The organism is Ignavibacteria bacterium, from assembly GCA_015709655.1.
GTDB lineage: Bacteria > Bacteroidota > Ignavibacteria > Kapaibacteriales > Kapaibacteriaceae > OLB6.
The window spans coordinates 202,984-221,955 of record CP054181.1 but is presented as its reverse complement, the minus strand read 5'-3'; the positions used below and the strand labels follow the sequence as shown (position 1 = coordinate 221,955).

Sequence of the window (18,972 nt, the reverse complement as noted above, 5' to 3'; positions counted from 1 at the left end):
TTTTTTTTCGGTATTATTACCAAAGGAGTAACCCATGGGCGGTAATGCCATTTATGTAACACGGGAGCATCTGGAAGCTATTCAGCTGGAACTGCACGACTTAAAAGGTCGTGGACGGAAGGATATTGCCCAAAAGATTGCCGACGCACGGTCGCACGGCGATTTGTCCGAGAATGCAGATTACGATGCAGCGAAACATGCTCAGGAGCTTCTCGAGATCCGGATTTCGAAACTGGAAAGTACACTTGCACGAGCACAGGTGATTGACAAGTCCGACTTCCCGGACGATAAGGTGTATATCCTGTCAAACGTTAAACTTCTGAATAAGAAAACAAACAAGGAAGTTGACTATCAGCTGGTGAGTCCGGAAGAGGCCGATTTTGAACAGAACAAACTATCAGTCACCAGCCCCCTGGGCAAAGCGTTGATGGGCAAGGTAGTTGGTGATTTGGTAGAGACCAGGGTCCCGGCCGGGATTCTCCAGTACGAAATTCTTAACATCAGCAAATAATCACCACTGGCGAAAACTTCATGGCATGGTTCCACCGGAAATCACAGAATATCGAGGAAACACGGTCAGTACGGGATATGCCCGATGGACTGTGGACGAAGTGTCCGTCATGCTCAACGGTCCTGTACAGGAAAGAACTTGAGCAGCATGCATACACATGCAGATCGTGTAGCCATCACTTCCGGATTGCAGCGTCAAACTATATCAGCATTCTGATTGATGACGGAACGTGGCAAGAGGCTGATAGCACAGTTCGCTCCGCGGATCCGTTGAAGTTCTCTGATACTCGTCCGTATGCAGACCGGTTGCGCGAGGCATACAACAAAACAAAATTGCCCGATGCTGTTACCACCGGAACAGGAACCATCGGCGGGAATCCTGTTTCGTTCGGGTGCATGAACTTTGGCTTTATTGGCGGATCGATGGGCAGTGTGGTTGGAGAGAAATTCACACGTGCAGCCCGACGATCTCTGGAAGGGGCTATGCCGTTTGTGTTTATCAGCGCCTCAGGAGGTGCCAGGATGCAGGAGGCTGCTCTGTCGCTGATGCAAATGGCCAAGACCAGCGCCATCCTCAGTGAACTCTCCGAGGCCGGTATTCCCTATATCTCGATCCTTACTGACCCTACCACGGGCGGGGTAAGCGCATCGTATGCAATGCTGGGCGATATCATCATTGGCGAACCCAAAGCCCTGATTGGCTTTGCAGGGCCGCGCGTTATCGAACAAACCATACGAAAAAAATTACCCGAAGGTTTCCAGCGCTCTGAATTTCTGCTGGACCACGGCTTTCTGGATATGGTGGTAGCACGAACCGAGTTAAAAGATATGCTCACGAAGATTATAAAGTATCTAAAGGTGCCGAATGCGTGACCGATCTACCAGTGTACGTCTTCTTGGTTTCCCGATTGACCTTGGTGCCGATCGGCGTGGAGTGGATATGGGGCCGTCGGCAATGCGAATTGCCAATGTTGACGAGCGGCTGCGGGCGCTCGGCTACAATGTGGTTGATGAAGGCGATATTCCAATTCGTACCATTGAGGTTCAGGAAGAGGCAAACTCGAAACTGAAATATCTGCCTGAGGTTGCCGAAATGAGTCATGTGCTCTGCGACCGCGTAAAATCAACGCTTGACGATGGCGAGTTCCCGCTGATTCTGGGCGGCGATCACAGTATGAGCATTGGATCGCTGGCTGGAATCGGACGTCACTGCAAGGAACAGGGCAAAACGTTGGGTGTGTTGTGGATTGATGCTCATGCCGACATGAATACGGCTGAAACCACGCCATCAGGGAATATCCACGGTATGCCTCTTGCCGTGGCCATGGGGTACGGTCATCCGTCACTTACAACGATTGGCGGTGACTTCCCTAAGCTTGATCCGCGCAACCTTGCAATCATCGGTTTACGCTCCATTGACCAGGGAGAACGCGAGCTTATCCACGAACTGGGAATTGCTGCCTATACCATGTTTGATATTGACCGGTTGGGTATGTACGAAGTTGCCTCCCGGGTCCTTGAGGTGATGTCGAGATCGGTTGACCATCTGCATATTTCGTTCGACGTTGACGGTGTTGATCCCTCGGTAGCAACTGGGGTTGGCACACCGGTACCCGGTGGCTTAACGTACCGCGAAACCCACCTGCTGATGGAAATGATTTCCCAAATCGAAGCGTATGCGTCGCTCGAGGTTGCAGAGGTAAATCCAATTCTTGATGACAGGAATAAAACAGCAGAGTTTGCCTCCGGCGTTGTTGCGTCGTCGATGGGCAAGCGAATTCTGTAACCCTAAGGATTCCGCTTGTGATACGCTCTACGTTGCTCCGATCAGTTGCAACTGGCGTGCTACCCTTATAGTCGCTATCCACGGAGTAGCCGGGAAAGAGGGGAAGCCCCTTTCCATTCGTGCAGATGTGAACTGGACACTGGGCACCCAGGCCGCTGACTTTTTTTCGGATTACCGGTCATACCTTGGAGGGAAGACTCCCGGGTTTGAGATCCCCATCGGCGCTGGGTTCTCGGTTTCAAGCTACCAGTTTGATAATGTCTGCATTGGTATTGCGGTCGGGTATCGTAAAGCAGCCGTTCGGGAAACCTTTATGTACAATCCCGAAGAGCTGGCAACGCCAATCGGACCGGCGCAGAGCAATACACAAACGATCACGGTTACAAGTATCCCACTTATGCTTACAGCTGATTACTGGCCTGGTCACCGACAGTTTACCGGGTATATCGGCGGCGGCCTTGGTGTTAGTCCAGTAGCTGTTTACTGGGATGAGGTCCTCTCCGAAACATCATTGCCGGGTGGGCGCACCGGCGGTGTGCGGTACAACTCATGGGTTGCAGCACCAACGGTAATGATCAGGAGTGGTGTGTTCCTTGGATTCGATACCCCAAGAGAATCAACCGTTCGCCCCGGGGTATTCTTTGAAGTTGGGTATCAGTGGCTACCCGTAACAGACCGGTTCTTTGCATGGACTGCCCGAACAATCACGCAGCCGCCTGAGGGACTGTTTCGGCCATACACGATTGATTCAGGCGGTATCGTGCTGAAATTGGGTATTACGGTGATTGTGAATGAATAATCCTGAATTATCCAAAGGATTGTGATTAGATTAGCAGTACAGCCCGATCAACAGATTTCTTCCAAATTATTATGTGAAAGGAGTAATCATGGATGTTCATATCAGCACTCGGAAGTGCAGACTAACGGAAGAAGAACACGAATTGTTCGTAAAGGCAGCAGAACAGCTCACCAGATTTCATGATTCAATCCACCGCGTTGATGTTGTGGCACTTGAAGATGCCGGGGTTAAGTGGGCTGAGTTTGCGGTACGAGTACAGGGGCATACCGTTGTAGCCCGCGAACACGGGCCCGATCACGTGAAAGCCCTGAACGATGCCAAGGAAAAAGTGGTCCGCCAGCTTCAGAAGATTAAGCAAAAACAGCAAGCCGGGATTCAATAGCACTTGGTATCTGAACACTTTATTCAAATTTCAGCCCCACACATGCCTTCGTCCGCTCTTCCTTCAAAACCCGTCGTTAAAGAATCAATTACGGTGCGAGAGTTACTCACTGGCCCCGTTAACCTGCATGCGGTAACGGGGGATGTTGGTCTGGATAATCTGATTACCGATAAAAACTTGCATCGTCCGCAACTGGCTCTAGCAGGCTTCACTGAGTTGTTCTCGTTTTCACGGGTACAGCTATTTGGTAATACTGAGTTTTTTTACCTCCTGAAAACGCTCGACCAGGAAAAACGGCGGATTGCGTTTCGCACAATCTGTGATTTCAACGTCCCATGCATCGTTTGCGCCAATGGTCACACCGTACCACCCGATCTGGTTGACATTGCTGTTGAGCATAACGTAGCAATTCTTTCTACGCCATTCGATACAAACAAAACCACGTATCTCCTTGGTGAGTTCCTTGATGATCAGTTTAGTGAGCAAATCACCGTCCATGGCTCCTTTGCTGATGTGTACGGGGTGGGCATCCTCTTTGTTGGGAAAAGCGGAATTGGAAAAAGTGAGATCGCCCTTGATCTTGTAGAACGAGGCCACCGTCTTGTGGCTGATGATATCGTAGTGTTTACCAAGAAACGCGAGAGTATTCTCATGGGTACCGGAACGTCATTGGTCAGACACTTTATGGAAATCAGAGGCCTCGGTGTGATTGATGTTCGCCAAATGTTCGGTATCCGCTCAATTCGTTTTCAGAAACGACTCGAAATTATCGTTGAACTCGAGGTGTTCGACCCCAAGCGTGAATACAACAGGACAGGTTTGGACGAGAGCATCTCCAACCTTCTTGACGTTCCGATTACTACTGTAAAGCTTCCCATATTCCCGGGTAAGAACGTAACCGTTATCAGCGAAACAATTGCTTTAAACTATCTACTAAAAACCTATGGCTACAATGCATCCAGAGAATTTGCCGACAGACTTGAACAGGAAATACGCCGACGTGAACATGAGAAAGGACCCTTCGATCAGCGTCAGATCACATACTTTCAAAGCGATGATGAGTAACTGTATCGGGTTCCGCCTTGCAGTATTTATACCGCTGTGTACCGTGATCCTTGCTGCCTGCGGGGGCGGTAATAGCCAGGTTCAGGATGCTGCTGACCTTACTCCTGTGGCAGGTGAATGGGTGGTTGTTCACGAGCTCAGCGATCCCGAGGGCCTGAATCCCATTGTTACCAACGACGCCTCCGGACAGGCGATTGCTATACAGGTTTACGAACCGCTTCTGGAACAAAACTTTACAACACTTGAACTTCAGCCTGTCCTGGCAGCCGAAATGCCGAAAATATCAGATGATCACCTGCAGTACACATTCAGGCTGCGGGACGATATTACGTTTAGCGACGGACACCCGGTGACCGTTGATGACGTTATCTTTACATTAAAAATCATTAAAAACCCGCTGGTTATCGATGCAGCACCCAATCGCAACTATTACATGGATGTTGCCGATGTTGTTAAGCATGATAAACGGTCGCTGACGGTGGTGATGGCCAAACCATACTTCCTTGCCGACATGCAGCTTGGAATGTTGTTGGTACAACCCAAACACATTCAGGATCCAAACAACCTTACAGATCGCTATTCTATTGCCGAGACAAATAATCTGGAGAGTGCCGGGATAAATTCAGCAATGAAGGCTGCTGCAGAGTGGTACAACAAACCTGAGATCAAGTTGGAACCACGGCTGAATATCGGCTCAGGACCATACGTATATGCCGAGAGGAATCCCGGCGAAAGCGTCATCCTTGCTAGGAATGACCGGTGGTGGCGCACCGGTAAGGACCCACAGAAACCAGCATACCCTGATAAAATTATTTATAAAGTGGTTAATGACAGGAATACTGCCGTTGTAGCTCTTAAAAACCAGGAACTGGATTTTATGGAATATGTTCCTCCGGCAAAATTTCAGGATGAGGTGGACACAAACTCGATGCCATATCTGGTGAAGCATCCATACAAAACAAATGCATATCTGTATATCGGGTGGAATGCACGCCGACCGGTGTTTAATGATAAACGTACTCGTACAGCACTGGGACATCTGGTTGACCGTGATGCGTTAATCAAACAGGTGGCAAGGGGCTTGGCCGAACCGCAGAACAGCGTACTCTATCCGTCATCGAAAGAATATGATCATGATCTCCCTAGTATTTCATACTCGCCCGAAAAAGCAAAGGAGCTGCTGGCACAGGCTGGATGGACTGACTCGAATAGCGACGGCGTGCTTGACCGAATGGTAGATGGCAAGAGGGTCAACTTTGAATTTACGTTCTTACTTAACACTGGTAATGAAACCAGGGAGCAAATCATGCTCTTACAGATTGATGAGTTCAGGAAGGTTGGCATTAAGGCCTCGATTAAAAAACTGGACTGGACGGTGTGGCTTGATAATGTTCGGCTACACAACTTTGATGCTGTCGTTGGTTCATGGGTAAACGATCCAATGCCCTCTGACCCCTATCAGCTGTGGCACAGCTCGCAGATTGAGAACAAGGGATCGAATTATTGCAGCTTTAGTAACGCACGGGCTGATGAGTTGATGGAATTAAACCGCACGGAATTTGATCCGGAAAAACGACGTCAGTACATGCTTGAGTTCCAGAAAATCGTTTACGATGAACAACCCTACACAATGCTCTGGAACGTTCTTTATCCGGCAGTGTACAATAAGAGACTTCATAATGTTCAGTTTAGCTATGTTCGCCCCGGATTCAATCCCGGACAATGGTGGGTTCCAACGTCGCAGTGGAGGCTTGCTCCGGCACCATGAACCGAACTAAACTTCGTGAGCTAATTTCTGCGGGCGAGTCTTCAACCGTTGAGTTTAAGCGAAAGTTTACCAGCGTTGACAAGTTTGCGCGAGAGATGATAGCCTTTGCCAATACCGAAGGCGGCTACCTTATTGTGGGGGTTGATGATGACCGCAGAATTGTTGGTGTAGAAAGCGAGAAGGAAGAGCGCAATCTTATTGAGGTTGCCCTACACCATATAGCGCCGGTACTGGACATCACGATTGACATCGTTGAGATTGAGTACGTGGATATCGTAGTAGTGCTTGTGCCACGAAGTTCGTTGCGCCCACACTGGTTTGTACCCGATGATCTTCCGGTAAACGGCAAGAACAGGAAGGCGTTTATCAGGCGTGGCGAGGAAAGCGTTGAAGCCTCACGTGAAATGGTAAAGGTCTTACGCGGGATGCGTCCCGATAGCCCGCCAATGACGCTCTCAATAGGTGATCGTGAACAGCGGTTATTTGCCTACCTTGAACGATACGGGCGTGCCAGTGTTAATGATTTTGCACGTTTGGTTAACATCTCCCGACGGCGGGCATCCCAGATTCTGGTTAAACTTGTTCGTGCGGGTGTGCTGCATGTGAACTACGAAGCGGGACACGATTTCTTCACATTAGTGTAACGGACAGCTGGCGACAAAAAAAAAGCCCATGTTCATGGGCTTTTTTTTGATAAACTAACGTATTCTAACGTATTGGCTTAGTTGCTTGCCTGAAATATGACCGAGGCAGTTTGCCGGCTCCCGTGTGCAACAAGAATGTACGTTCCGGGTGAGAGCTTTCCTGCCATCATTGCCTGCAGATCAATGGTGTTGCTGTGAACGGCAGTGGTAGCAATAATATCACCGGCCACTGAGTAAAGCTGAACGGATGAAATATCGCCAAGAGCAGGGGAGAAGCGCACCACCGAGGTATTGGTTGCGGGAAGTGGGAATACCTCCATCAATCCGTTCATGTCTGCCAGCTCGGTAACACCGGTTATTGTTGGCGTTACCAGAGCGTTGCTGCTCCAGTCACCCCAGCCACACTGGGCTGAGCCGCTGCGCACCTGCCAGTAAAACCGCGTAGTTCCTGGTGGCAGTGCCTGAGTGGGCAACGCAAACGAAGTACCGCTAACAGCAGAATCCTGAGCGAAAACACCATCAAAGGAGGCCGACGTGGAAAACCGCACATGATAGAACTCAGTACCGGAAGTCTTTGCCCATGAACAGTCAATCGTTCCCATGTTGTCAAATGTTGCATTGCCCTTCGGTCCGATGATGTTCGGCTTAAGCAGGGGTGTGCCGCCGGTAGTAAACTTGAACACGTCAGACCACTGACCCTTGCCTTCGGAATTGGAACCACGTACGTGCCAGTAGTAGTCAGTACCGCAGCGAAGTCCGTTTAAGGCATAGGATGACTCGGATATGGTTTCCTGAACGATCACATCCGACGCAAACACAGGGTTAGTAGAAACTTCAATTTCAAATTCAGTAATAAACGGAGATGCCTGCCATGTTAATGAGATATTCTGAGCAGCGACGTTTTTGGAGTTATGTACCGGTGAAATCAAGGTAACCTTACCAGGAGCGGCGGATGCCGGCACAAAATCAACTTTAATGTTGTTGCCGGTAAAGTTCACCGTCAGTGCGATAGGCTCTGACAAGCCACCACCGGAGGCAGTTACCGTTACTGAACCGTTACCGCTAAAGGGAATAGCATAGCCGCCGCTGGTGCTGCTCACTGCCCAGTACGATCCGCGAGATGGCTGAATCTTAACACCTGAAAGCCCCTCACCAATGTCGTAAAATCCATTGTTGTTTTTGTCACCATACACCACACCGGTGATGTACCGATCCTTCCGGATACCAAAATTCTGAGTTACGACCAGTGGTCCGACCGTCCCTTGCATAATGCCACCACTGGTGTGCTGAATCCCGATGCCGCACTCAATGTACACAGGATCGTCAAAATTCATGATATTGGAGCGATGGCCCAGTTCAACCTGATTTTCGGGACCCCAGTCAACGTTCAGTCCACAGTGTGCATACCAGACACTTTTCGAGTAGGCAGATACGTTTTCACCGTACATCCCCATAGAGGTATAGCCCTGAGCCGCAAGACGCTGGTTAAGCTGGCTTCCGTTACTTCCAACGTGACCCTGGAAATTATTCGTAACCATGTCGGCTGTATGTAATCTGGAAGACTGTATCAAGGCTGGGTGGAAGGCCAGAGGCGGACGTGATGGGTATGCTGCGAATGCAGCTTTTGTCTGCGTTTTATTGATTTGCCAGTAGGTATAGGCTTGCTGTACATCGGCATCGGCACTATCCATAAGCCTGATGCCCTCTGCTGTAGGGTTTGCGCGCGCCCGGTTTATCATCTCCAGCAACAACTGCTCTTCGGGTGTGGGATCGCCATGCACATATTCCTGGGAATGCAGGCTGACTGACCATCCAAGCACGATGAGTATGACTCCTATGCGAAAAAACTGATTCATTTAATCTCCGTTGATGAAAAAACTTACTCAAAAATACCGATTGACAGCGGTATAGACAGAATGGTGTGGATAATGCTCTGACGGACAGGCAGCACGGTATGCAATTACGGCAGGTCGCCAAGCTGAGGTCTGACGGTAAGCTCCTCAATCATCATTCGAGGGTTGTTGAAGGTGTTTACCAGAAGGGCAATCACAGATGCCGCATCGGTGGCTTGCAGCATCCGGTCATGATACATATTGCGAGGCTCATCAGGCCATATATCGGTATCGGTGGCACCAACGAAAACGGTGACGACTTTAACACCATATTCCCGCACCTCTTCGCGAACAGATCGGTACCATGCCAGCATGCCCGCCTTTGTGGCTGCATACCCGGCGTTGTTCGGAAACGCTTTGAGTGATGCAACGCTGTTAACGTCAATAATCATCCCGTGGCGCCGGGCTTGCATTGCTGGAAGTACCAGCCGTGTGCTAACCATAGCCCCCTTCATATTGGTGCTGATTAAAAGGTCGAGATCCTGCTCGGAGCAATCGGTAACCTTATTGAATATCCCAATCCCCGCGCAGTTCACCAGAATATCAACCGGACCGTGCGTGTGGGTAGCCGTACTGAATGCGGAGTGCAGGCTGTCTGAGTCGCCAATGTTACAGTTGGCATGTACGACGGGTAATCCGGAAAGGTTTTCAGTATTCCGTGCCGTAACCGTCAGCCGGTGGCTGTCCGCAAGCAGTCGGGTAAGTACTGAACCAATTCCACCGCTCGCGCCCAAGATCCAGATATGAAAGCTGTCAGCCATAGATGTGATGGTGCAGAGACCTGTACAAATCTTCGGTGTGGGGCAATAACGTTTGTGCCCGCCGCGCCATAACGATTCGCTGGACACTGATGGCCTTTTCAATGTTGTATTCATCAATGGCGTCGCCTTCAAGCCATGAGAATGCAGGGAGAGATTTCGGACAAAAATCAGGTGTTGAAATCACCGCATTGGTGCCGATAACACTACCGCAAGGTAGCTTCGTCCCGATTGCAGTACGCACACTGTTGCCCAACAAAGCTCCCAGGAACACACGCTGAGTGTCTTCTTCAAGCCACGGCATTGGCACCCTGATTTGTCCGTAGGTTGCCTTTAAGTTGCTTGTAATAGTTCCTGCACCCAGATTACACCATTCGCCAAGATAACTGTGGCCCAGGAAACCGTCATGTGCTTTATTACTGTAACCTTGTATAATACTGCCAGAAACCTCGCCGCCCAGTTTGCAAAGCGGACCGGTAATGGTGGATCCAAGGGTGCTGTGCGGATGTATGATAGTTCCGGAACCGATAACGCATGGACCGGTAATAACCGCAAACGGTCCAACGATTGCATGATCCATCACAATAATGGGGCCGGCTGAGGCATCAAGGATAGCCGTTGGGTGAACCGAGGCGTTGATATCGGTACCATCCTCCATAAGGGCTATATCCCAGGCTACTGCATCATGGATCAGATCCAGACACTGCCACAGCCGATGAATCGGCGAACCCGAAACATCTACACAGAGTGTGTCAGACGGGTTGACCGCTTCCAGGTACGTGGATGCACCACCGGGAGATTCGGGCGGTACTGGCAGAAACAAAGCAAAAGGATGACCGTCGCAATAAAATAAAATTACTTTGTCTTCCCCAGAACACATTTCTACCATTCGCCGCATCACTGAAGGACTAACAGAAATATGAGCAGCAGCGATCAGGGTTGGTATTCTCTTATACGGTTCTGCGCTCGGATATCGTTCAACAAAACTGGCCAGGTGTGTGCTGCGCTCTGAAGCGACCGTAACAGGTACCGTAGGTACGGCTCGCTTCCAGCGTTCATAAATCGTAAAGGCACCAAACCTGAGTTCCCAGGAGCAGTGCATTTGCGTAAACGGATACAATCCTCCAACATCTTCATGCTCGATCAGTAATACCTGCACGTTCATAACCTAGGCTTCCTTTGTGTGCAGCTGGGCAGCCCGAATAAAAGCAGTAAACAGCGGGTGTCCGGTTACTGCACGTGATGTGAGTTCCGGATGAAACTGTACACCAATAAACCACGGGTGTGCAGGGATCTCGATGATTTCAACCAAGCGTTCATCGGAAGAAACGCCACTGATCAAAAGTCCATGTTTGGTGAGTACATCACGGAAATCATTGTTAAACTCGTACCGGTGCCTGTGTCGCTCGGTAATCTTTTCGGATTTGTAGGCCTGATAGGCAGCCGACTTCTTTTTCAGTAAGGCCTGGTAGGCACCCAGACGCATCGACGCACCCTTTTCTGTTACCGCACGCTGATCCGGCATAAGGTCAACGACAGGATAGGGAGTCTTCTTAAATTCTGTGCTGTGTGCGTTTGTAAGTCCGGCAACATTTCGGGCAAATTCGATAACCGCACACTGCATCCCCAGGCAAATGCCGAAGAACGGGATACCTTGTTCGCGAACATATTTGATAGCCGATACTTTCCCTTCAACACCGCGCTGCCCAAAGCCGGGAGCAACAAGAACACCATGAGCTTCGCTGAGGACACGAGGTATATCAGCAGAGTTCAGGCGCTCGCTATCAATCCATTTGATGTTAACGCGGGTATTGTTCAGGGCCCCTGCATGGATCAGGGCCTCGTTAATGCTTTTGTAGCTATCCGGGAAACGCACGTATTTGCCAACGATCGCAATGGTAACCTCGCGGACCGGACGTTTGATGCGCTGAACGAAATTTGACCAGTTTTTTAAGCCTTCAGGCTTTTTCCGTAATCCTAACTTTTGAGAGATAATTGTGTCAAGGTTTCGCTCTGCGTATAACAGTGGTACTTCGTAAATGGTATCGGCATCAAGAGCCTCGATAACGCTTTGCTCTTCCACATTGCAGAACAAACCGATTTTTCTACGCAGCTCGGCACTTAGCTCCCTGTCGGCACGGCACAGCAGAATATTGGGCATGATTCCGTGTTCCATCAGCGTTTTTACGCTGTGTTGCGTTGGCTTTGTTTTTAGCTCGCCGGCAGACTTTACATACGGTACATAGGTTAGGTGTACATAGAGAGCATTGCTATGGCCAACATCAAACCCAAGCTGGCGCGCAGCTTCCAGGAACGGCAACGACTCAATATCGCCCACAGTACCACCAATCTCGATGATCACCACGTCGTACGTACCGTCAAACGACCGCATCCGGCGCTTAATCTCGTCGGTAATATGAGGAATAACCTGTACCGTATTGCCCAGAAATTCACCTTTCCGCTCCTTGGTAAGAACGTCAAAGTACACCTGGCCGGCAGTACTGTTATTTTTTCTTGACATATTCGTATCAAGAAATCGTTCGTAATGCCCAAGGTCCAGATCAGTTTCTGCACCATCATTGGTCACGTACACCTCGCCGTGCTGGAACGGATCCATTGTGCCGGGATCGACATTCAGGTACGGATCAAATTTCTGTACAGTAACGTTGTAACCACGCTGCTTTAGAAGCAGGCCAATTGAGGCGGAGGCAATTCCTTTACCTAATGAAGATAGTACCCCGCCTGTTATAAATATGTATTTAGTCATAGCCCCCTTGAAGTAGTCAAAACCAGGACGGGATCGAAAGTACGACTTCTTCGTGGAAGTGCCAACATATTCGTCGTAACTTCGCCGTTATGCGAACATTTTTTTACCTCACGATTGCAGCGGTCAGCCTTGTATTTGCGGGCTGTTCAGGCGGTGACAACAAACCACAGGAAACCGTCATTCGATTCTGGCATTTTTGGAGTGAACCCAATCAACGTGATGCAATTCAGAAGCTGGTGCAGGAGTTCGAACAAAGCCACAATGTCCGTGTTGAGCTAACGGAACTTAGCTGGTCAGACGGCAAAACAAAGTTGCTGGCAGCCTTTAACAGTGGATCGCCGCCCGACGTTATTGAACTGGGAAGCGATTGGGTGGCTCAGTTTTCCAGTGCAGGAGTCTTGCTGTCGCTGCCTCTGGACTCGGCAACCCTGCACAGATTTGACAACCGGATTCTTGGCACCGGAATGTGGGACGGGCGTTTATATACGCTTCCGTGGACGATTGACACCAGAGTGCTGTACGTGAACATGAACCTGCTGGAAAAGGCTGGATGGAAGGGGGCTATAAGCACGCTATCAGATTTACAGCAGTGTGCTGAAGCACTTCAGGATGCCGGTTTGGTTGGTTTTGGTACCAATGGGGCGGATGCTCATCGTTTATACAAAAAGATCTTGCCAGTAATGTGGACATTTGGCGGTGAGGTCCTGGATTCAACGGGCAAGCCCACAATTAACAGCCCACAAAATATTCAGGCGTTTGAATACTACGCTGCCATGGCCAGAACCGGCAAGATCGAAACCCAGCGTCAGCTTGATGCAGCCTTCCTCCAGGGTACGGTTGGGCTGTGGATGAGTGGTTCGTGGTTGATTGACCGTATTCAGGCTACGCCTTCGATCAACGTTCAGGCTCTGCCCATGCCCGGCGTCAACGGTAAGCCGGGTATATCGTTTGCCGGTGGCGAATACCTTGCAGTATCGGCCTCCACAGGGAACACACAGCGCAGTCGTGAACTGGTGCAGTTCCTTACGTCAGCCGATAAGGCATTGGCGTTATGCACCAGCATTAATGAAGCCGGGTTCCCGGCAGATAAGGCTACCATGCATAACGATGCATTGATCAACAAACCAATGAAGAAGGTTTTTGCAGACCAGCTTTTACATGCACGGATGACACCGGTGCATCCGCGATGGCTGGATATTGAAGAAGCCCTTGAAAATGCATTGGTGCGAGTACTTCTTGGCGAGGCTACAGCTCAGCAGGCATTGACTGAAGCCCAGGACGAAGTGGTTCGGTTTACACAGAGTCGTTAGGCTGTTGCGCAGCCGGAATAACGTGTGGCTGGCGGACGTTTGGGAAAAGATTACTGAATAATGAAGCGACGCACAACCCGCTCGTTTGCATTGGTGACGAGGGATAGGAGGTACATGCCCGCCGGTAGCCCCTGCACGCTGCAGTCAAGAGTACTTACGCCAGCTTCAACCGTTGTGTCTTGCCGGAGCTGACGAACGATGGTACCCCGCAAATCAAGTAACGCAATGTTAACCACCCGTGGCTCAGCTAGCGAAAACTGTACTGCACAGGTACCGGTTGCCGAGGGATTGGGATAGACCATCGAGGATAATAAGGCACCGTCATGTAATCGCGATTCCTGCAGCCGAGGTGTGCTGATGGTGGATGCCGGGACAGGAATTCCGTTGGCCACAGCAAGCGGTATGATGTGGCCATTACCCAAGCCAGGGTCTGAATCAACCTCTGTTGCATGCAGAAGTTTAATCCGGACTGAAACCGTGTTGTTAACAAAGTGTATCATGTTAAATGCAACGGAATCAGGTAATGAGCATACAAAATCGGTGGTGGGTCTGTACCACATCAACACGTTCTGGTTATGACTCTTGGCTACTACCGGGACAAGCTTGTTTGGATCAATTTCACCAGAATAGTCCGATGTTACAATCCGGCCGCGTCCGTCAGCCGACGTAAACATGACCGGTATGGGCCCCCTGTTGTACATGAATGGAACCTGGCGAACATCACCGTTGCCGTTACGAAACACGCACATCTGCACCGATGTTTCGGTGCCGCCGGTGGTGCAGTTCGTTAACGAATCAGCGCTGGATAGCGAGGAACAGATAATGTCAACAGCAGAGGGCTCAATCGTTAATGATCGAAGAACTTCAGAATCTGCAAATAGTGCCGATAAGTTAAGGTCATGGTCGCCATGCATACACAGTGGGGTAGTAGCGGGCTGAACAGGCCGCGACAGGACTGCTGATTTCCGTTTTGTGGATGAATAGGCTGGTCTGACGATGGCCGCAGCCGGCTGCCTGACGCTGAATGCTTGTTCATGGTCTGCCGTTGGTGATACCAGGGGGGCAGCGTGTTGCTCTGCTGAACGGGATACGGTCACAGAAGTTTGGTTAGGCAAAAGCAGGGACACTGCTACGGCTGCAATTCCGGCGGCCACCACTCCGGCTACCGAAATCACAGATCCCGTATGCCACCGTACTGTCTGCCGGACAATAGTCTTCCGGAGTACGTCAGCCGGTTGAATGGGGGGCTGCTGCTGCCGGGCTGCCTTGAAGAAATCCTGAAGGGTTTTGCGTGACGTCACAGACCAGCCTCCGCAATCGTGGGGAGAACATCAGCCGTGAACTCATATCGATTACCGTCGAGCCTCTCTTCAGCATGTGTGGGGTTTTCAACGCCCATAATTCTGGCCAGATGTTTGCGACCTCTCACAAGCCTGCTTTTAACACCAGAAAGCGACCCACCCTGGATAGTCTGGATTTCGTTAAGCGAAAGACCAACGATTTCAAACAGAATCACAGCCTCACGGGTTTTGTCGGGCAAACGACTAAGAGCTTCACGCAAAAATTGAATATCTGCCTGAATATCTGGCGGAACCCCGTCGTTACAATACTCATCACAATTAAAATCAGCAGAAACCTCGATGAACAATCTGCGCTTCCAGGCTCTTTTCTTGATTGTTCTGCTGGCAATAGTAAACACATAGCTCAGAAAAGCCTGTTTGTCACGAAGTTTAGTGAAGCCTTCGTATGCGCATGCAACCGTTTCAGCCAATATGTCTTCAGCTTCGGACTGTGTTCGAACCCCCGACCGGATAAAACGCCATAGGTCGGTTTGATGTGCCTGAAGCAATCGGAGAAAATCTGTTTCTGTTTCCATAGAGTGGCAGGATTCTGCCTGCAAACCTACGGGCTTACCGCTGAACTACAAAAGGTACGCTGCTACGTCCCTTGGTTGTGACAACCGAAAAGATATGAGTACCGGACTGAACCGATGGCGGGATGGATACCGACGTCGTGCCACTGTCCAGGAATCCATCAAAAATATCAATGGGCTGCCCGCCATCAGTCTGTACAATTTGAATTGAAGCATGAGTTCTATTATCAGACGCTACAATGGCTTTATCACCCAACACGCTGATTTGTACGCCGATTTCTTGTGTACTGTTGCTAGTGCCAACACGAAGGACACTGGGAATGAACAACACATACGGTGTTTGTGAATCCTTGTACAGCGTGCCCACCGGAGTGTTGTCTGCCTTGGAAACCAACAAGAGGTGCCACTCATCGCCTTCAATATTCCCCTGGGTTACCTGTGTCCGAACATCGGTAACTCTGAATGTTTCGGAACAAGCTCCGTCAACAACAGCCATGGTTTGCGTTGCGCCGCTCGGTAACTTCATTGTAGCGATATCCCAGCAACCATCAGCGTTCCGGTCGGTAAGCAATAACGTTACTGATGGTGTTACACCATCACCAGCTAATACCACCGCCAAGTCTCCTTTTTCGGCGGCAAAGCACAAAAACGGGACCATCAAACCAACAATGATTGGGACTATCTTCATAGGCATAAGCGTAACGGTAAGGTTCGGGTTGCGTTAAACATACACAAAATCGATTACTTATCATATTGTAATTTTGACAGTAATTTAAGCAATATGTATAAGTGCTTGATAATACAGCTTGTTACACGTGTCCGCGTCTGCCCTGAGGGCACCGTTTTGTCCTTCCGGGCCTGGCGTGTGCTACACGGCATCAACATCTATGGTTACGCGCACCGAACGAGACGCATAATTGGAGTAATATGACTGAAGTACGGATTTTACAATCGTTCGCAGTTTGCCACCTGACGGATCAGTTTTTTTAAAACCTTTCAGGACGATGATCCGCCGAAACCGGTTTCTAATTTTTGCAACGACCGGCGGCTGTGGTGGATAGTGGATTAGAATGTCAGGCATTACCGGCAGCAGGCGGCTGATGATTGTTGCAGCGTGGTCAACGGCTGATTCGTCTTCGCCGGTGATCTCGATCTGGCAGAACCGAGTAAACGGGGGGAAGTTGCTTTCGTTACGTTCTATAAGTTCTCCGGATCTCCACTCCTGCACCTGGTTTTCTGCTACTGCCCTGATAACGGGGTGTGTTGGCGAATATGTTTGAATAAATACTTCACCGGGTTTACCCGCTCTGCGTCCGCTGCGTCCTGCAACCTGTATCAGGAGTTGCAGAGTACGCTCCGAGGCACGAAATGAAGGTTGAAACAGAGTTTGTTCGGCGCGTATGATGCCTACCAGGCGAACGCGTGGAATGTCAAGTCCCTTGGCAATCATCTGGGTTCCAATGATGATATCAACCTCACCATTGGCAAAACGTTCAAGAAGCTTACGGTGCGAGGTGGCAGTGCGCATGGTATCGGTATCCATGCGCTCTACTGTTAGCTTCCGGCTCAGTGTATGAGGAAACTGTTCCAGTGCACGCTCAAGATCATCCTGAACCCGCTGAGTGCCAACGCCTGCATCCTTGAGGTCAAGACCGCCGCACACTGTACATACCGTCATAAACGGCTGACTGTGCGAGCAGTAATGGCATTGCAACGTACCAGAGTGTTTATGCCAGGTAAGGTTTACGTCGCAGTTCGGACACTGCGCCACATGCCCGCAATCTTCGCAGATCAACTGGGTTGCAAACCCGCGCCGATTTAAAAACAGGATGATACCGTCCTGATTGGTTGAGTGCTGAACAATTGCTTGCAGCAGCGGGGTACTGATGGTACCGAACATCGATTTCTGCTTATGCTCAATGGCAAGGTCAACAACCTGGATGTGTGGTGGTGTTGCACCATCGGCTCTGGTTGGCAGAACAGCGTGCCGGTACCGATGCGTTTGAGCATTGAACAGTGTTTCAAGAGAAGGGGTTGCAGAGCCAAGTATAACCGGGCATTCCTCGATTGCACCGCGCATCACAGCAACATCGCGTGCATGATACCGTGGTGCCGGACTCTCCTGTTTATATGACGGTTCGTGCTCTTCGTCAACGATAATCAGCCCAAGATTTGTTAAAGGTGCAAAAACTGCTGATCGTGCACCGATAACAATATTTACTTTGCCATCACGAATGCTTTGCCAGAGAGAAACACGCTGAGCAGGACTCACTTTTGAATGTACAAGGGCAACGTTATCGCCAAACACACTCCGGAATCTGTCATGTAGCTGCGGTGTAAGTGAGATTTCGGGTACAAGCATCAAACACGTTTTGCCTGTTTCAAGGACGCGTTTCATGGCATGCTGATACACGACTGTTTTCCCGCTTCCGGTAACTCCTTCCAGGAGTGACGTTGTAAACGCCGAAGTCTGTCCGGGTTGTTTTTGAAAAACCGTTTCCAGCGCGTTCTGCTGCGCAGGGTTGAGAATTGAAGTAGAATCTGTTGAGTCAAAACCTATGGGATGTGAAGGGGCTTGGTAGCGCGGAATCTGTACACGTTGTACAAGCCCCTTTCCAACAAGCGCATCAATCACTGATGATGTTACGCCCACTTCTTTTGACAGCATGGTATAGCTTATCGGTGGTTCCTTCTTGTGGTAAGCACGGTAGAGTCGTCCAAGCACCAGACTTTGTTTTGGGGCCGATGAATCAAGCTGTGTAAACGTTTTACGAACGCGAGCATCATCGGTAGCAAAATCCGGATTAAGGATAGCTGCCTGCCGTGTTGACGACCCGGGGACGGTGTCCATCTCCGTATAAATATTTACATAGCCTGCAAGCTGAAGAGCATCAAGCTGTTGGGCTATACTCTGAACGCGCAGTTTCTTTTGCAGATATCCCACGGTGATATCGCCCTTGTGATCCAACAGTACCTCCAGGAGTGCCGCTCGTTTCGGTGCCGTTTTTTTCAGAGCTTCCAAATTGATCGGGTGTGTTTGAGGCAGTACGGTTACCTTGAGCACGGTACCCGGTGTAATGCCGGATGGTAGGGCGGCAAACAGAGCCTCGCCCCAGGAGCACAGATAATAGTCGGCAACCCTTCGTGTAAGTTTGAGCAGGTTCAACGTAAAGGCAGGGGTCTCGTCCAGCACCTCCAGAATCTCAAGTGTTCGTTGCGGAGGTGCGGGATCGGTGCCCACCACAATGCCGGTTTCGATACGCTTGCCAATCGGCACAAGCACTCGGGAGCCTTCGGCTACAGGGTATTGGGAAACGTACGTAAGTGAATCGATGCGCGGAAGAGGAACTGCCACGTGGTAGTACATACTGCAAACTACGCCTACCGCCATGATATATTCGAAATTCCTGAGGCAATA

General features: G+C 50.1%; 17 protein-coding genes. 9 read left to right on the top strand and 8 right to left on the bottom strand.

What is annotated here, in order from left to right; all coding sequences use genetic code 11:
• The first annotated feature begins 34 nt into the window (after positions 1 to 34).
• The 8 genes from greA to HRU79_00885 all read left to right on the top strand — a co-directional run bounded on the left by greA (position 35) and on the right by HRU79_00885 (position 6,954).
• Positions 35 to 511, top strand: coding sequence for a transcription elongation factor GreA (greA, locus tag HRU79_00920; protein QOJ25278.1), 477 nt, complete (start codon positions 35 to 37; stop codon positions 509 to 511).
• 20 nt (positions 512 to 531) lie between these two features.
• Positions 532 to 1,383 carry an acetyl-CoA carboxylase carboxyltransferase subunit beta gene (locus HRU79_00915; protein ID QOJ25277.1) on the top strand — a complete coding sequence of 284 codons (852 nt, stop codon included), beginning with the start codon at positions 532 to 534 and terminating at the stop codon, positions 1,381 to 1,383.
• Positions 1,376 to 2,296: an arginase gene (gene rocF, locus HRU79_00910; protein QOJ25276.1), complete on the top strand. Its 921-nt coding sequence runs from the start codon at positions 1,376 to 1,378 to the stop codon at positions 2,294 to 2,296. Before HRU79_00915 ends, rocF begins: the two co-directional genes overlap by 8 nt.
• Positions 2,226 to 3,095: a hypothetical protein gene (locus HRU79_00905; GenBank protein ID QOJ25275.1), complete on the top strand. Its 870-nt coding sequence runs from the start codon at positions 2,226 to 2,228 to the stop codon at positions 3,093 to 3,095. The genes rocF and HRU79_00905 overlap by 71 nt, the downstream gene beginning before the upstream one ends.
• An 88-nt stretch (positions 3,096 to 3,183) precedes the next feature.
• Positions 3,184 to 3,477 carry an HPF/RaiA family ribosome-associated protein gene (locus HRU79_00900; GenBank protein QOJ25274.1) on the top strand — a complete coding sequence of 98 codons (294 nt, stop codon included), beginning with the start codon at positions 3,184 to 3,186 and terminating at the stop codon, positions 3,475 to 3,477.
• A gap of 42 nt (positions 3,478 to 3,519) precedes the next feature.
• A complete protein-coding gene (gene hprK / locus HRU79_00895) occupies positions 3,520 to 4,542 on the top strand; it encodes an HPr(Ser) kinase/phosphatase (GenBank protein ID QOJ25273.1) in 1,023 nt (340 codons plus the stop codon).
• On the top strand, positions 4,532 to 6,310 hold the full coding sequence (locus tag HRU79_00890) for a hypothetical protein (protein ID QOJ25272.1): 1,779 nt from the start codon (positions 4,532 to 4,534) through the stop codon (positions 6,308 to 6,310). The genes hprK and HRU79_00890 overlap by 11 nt, the downstream gene beginning before the upstream one ends.
• On the top strand, positions 6,307 to 6,954 hold the full coding sequence (locus HRU79_00885) for an ATP-binding protein (GenBank protein ID QOJ25271.1): 648 nt from the start codon (positions 6,307 to 6,309) through the stop codon (positions 6,952 to 6,954). The genes HRU79_00890 and HRU79_00885 overlap by 4 nt, the downstream gene beginning before the upstream one ends.
• A 77-nt stretch (positions 6,955 to 7,031) precedes the next feature.
• Here the strand turns inward: HRU79_00885 and HRU79_00880 are convergent, their stop codons facing one another.
• The 4 genes from HRU79_00880 to HRU79_00865 all read right to left on the bottom strand — a co-directional run bounded on the left by HRU79_00880 (position 7,032) and on the right by HRU79_00865 (position 12,371).
• Entirely contained in the window at positions 7,032 to 8,810 is a 1,779-nt protein-coding gene (locus HRU79_00880; protein QOJ25270.1) for a hypothetical protein, read from the bottom strand.
• Between the two features lie 104 nt (positions 8,811 to 8,914).
• Entirely contained in the window at positions 8,915 to 9,607 is a 693-nt protein-coding gene (locus tag HRU79_00875) for an SDR family oxidoreductase (protein QOJ25269.1), read from the bottom strand.
• On the bottom strand, positions 9,600 to 10,769 hold the full coding sequence (locus HRU79_00870) for a hypothetical protein (GenBank protein QOJ25268.1): 1,170 nt from the start codon (positions 10,767 to 10,769) through the stop codon (positions 9,600 to 9,602). The genes HRU79_00875 and HRU79_00870 overlap by 8 nt, the downstream gene beginning before the upstream one ends.
• A gap of 3 nt (positions 10,770 to 10,772) precedes the next feature.
• Entirely contained in the window at positions 10,773 to 12,371 is a 1,599-nt protein-coding gene (locus tag HRU79_00865) for a CTP synthase (GenBank protein ID QOJ25267.1), read from the bottom strand.
• An 89-nt stretch (positions 12,372 to 12,460) separates the two neighbouring features.
• On the opposite strand from HRU79_00865, the gene HRU79_00860 reads away from it, so the two are divergent.
• Complete coding sequence (locus HRU79_00860; GenBank protein ID QOJ25266.1) at positions 12,461 to 13,681, top strand: extracellular solute-binding protein; 1,221 nt, start codon at positions 12,461 to 12,463, stop codon at positions 13,679 to 13,681.
• 50 nt (positions 13,682 to 13,731) lie between these two features.
• Here the strand turns inward: HRU79_00860 and HRU79_00855 are convergent, their stop codons facing one another.
• The 4 genes from HRU79_00855 to priA all read right to left on the bottom strand — a co-directional run bounded on the left by HRU79_00855 (position 13,732) and on the right by priA (position 18,945).
• Positions 13,732 to 14,982 carry a T9SS type A sorting domain-containing protein gene (locus HRU79_00855; protein QOJ25265.1) on the bottom strand — a complete coding sequence of 417 codons (1,251 nt, stop codon included), beginning with the start codon at positions 14,980 to 14,982 and terminating at the stop codon, positions 13,732 to 13,734.
• A complete protein-coding gene (locus tag HRU79_00850; GenBank protein ID QOJ25264.1) occupies positions 14,979 to 15,557 on the bottom strand; it encodes an RNA polymerase sigma factor in 579 nt (192 codons plus the stop codon). The genes HRU79_00855 and HRU79_00850 overlap by 4 nt, the downstream gene beginning before the upstream one ends.
• A 34-nt stretch (positions 15,558 to 15,591) precedes the next feature.
• Entirely contained in the window at positions 15,592 to 16,242 is a 651-nt protein-coding gene (locus HRU79_00845) for a hypothetical protein (protein ID QOJ25263.1), read from the bottom strand.
• 180 nt (positions 16,243 to 16,422) lie between these two features.
• Complete coding sequence (priA, locus tag HRU79_00840; GenBank protein ID QOJ25262.1) at positions 16,423 to 18,945, bottom strand: primosomal protein N'; 2,523 nt, start codon at positions 18,943 to 18,945, stop codon at positions 16,423 to 16,425.
• Positions 18,946 to 18,972: the final 27 nt, after the last annotated feature.